General features: G+C 32.6%; 2 protein-coding genes. Both read left to right on the top strand.

Going from position 1 to position 1109, the window contains the following annotated elements:
- Positions 1-650, top strand: a 650-nt coding sequence (locus AB5935_RS27620) for a DegT/DnrJ/EryC1/StrS family aminotransferase (protein ID WP_368328052.1), incomplete at its 5' end; no start/stop codon positions are given.
- Positions 647-1109, top strand: a 463-nt coding sequence (locus tag AB5935_RS27625; RefSeq protein ID WP_368328053.1) for an oligosaccharide flippase family protein, incomplete at its 3' end; no start/stop codon positions are given. The genes AB5935_RS27620 and AB5935_RS27625, both read left to right, overlap by 4 nt.

The following is a 1109-nucleotide window of genomic DNA, read 5'->3' on the forward strand; positions in this document are numbered from 1 at the left end:
ATAAATATCATCTTAAGTTGGTGGAAGATAATGCTCAAGCTCATGGTTGTATATATCAGAGTAGAAAGACAGGTTCATTAGGAGATGCTGCTGGGCATAGTTTTTATCCAGGTAAGAATTTGGGGGCATTAGGAGATGCTGGTGCAGTAACAACTAACGACGAGGAATTAGCAAAGGTGATTCGTGCGATTGCTAACTATGGTTCACATAAAAAATATGTATTCAAATATTGTGGACGCAATAGTCGATTGGATGAGATACAAGCAGCTGTGCTAAATGTGAAATTAAAGCATTTGGATGAAGATTTAGCTATTCGTAAGGAATTTGCAAGATATTATATTGATCATATAACTAATCCAGCAATTATTACTCCAATAATAAAAGACTGGGATACTCATGCATTCCATATTTTTACTATTCGTGTAAAAAAACGTAATGAATTGCAGAAGTATTTAGCTGACAATGGTGTACAGACTATTATTCATTATCCTATACCTCCTCATAAACAAGAGTGCTTTAAGGAGTGGAACAAACTTTCGTACCCTATTACGGAACAAATCCATAATGAAGAACTTAGTTTGCCATTAAGCCCAATAATGATGAATATGGAGATAAAAACTATTGTTGATTTACTGAACAAGTGGGAATGATATATAAGTTTGCCTCTTTTGCTAAACGTACAGCGAAAGAGGATATAGTAAAAGTGTTTTCATTTAATGCTATATCTACCTTAGTGCGTATGCTTACAGGATTAATAAGCGTAAAAGTTGTGGCTTCTATTATAGGTCCATGTGGGATTGCCCTATTAGGTCAATTGAATGATTTTTCAACTATCTTATTGGGAGTAGCTAATGGCGGAATTAATAGTGGAATAACGAAATATGTAGCAGAATATAAAGAAGATGAATCTGCAATAAAAAAAATTCTATCCAATGCTTTACAGATAACTTTATTTTTCACTTTTATAGTGAGTTTAGGGTTAATAATTTTACATAATCAACTCAGTCGTTTGGTAATGCTTTCTGATGAATATGGATATGTATTCTTAATTTTTGGTTTTACAATATTTCTATACACTCTGAATACTCTATTAATTTCTATCCTAAATG

This window comes from Phocaeicola sp. RTP21198st1_B8_RTP21198_201120, assembly GCF_040929485.1.
Taxonomy (GTDB): Bacteria; Bacteroidota; Bacteroidia; order Bacteroidales; family Bacteroidaceae; genus Phocaeicola; species Phocaeicola dorei.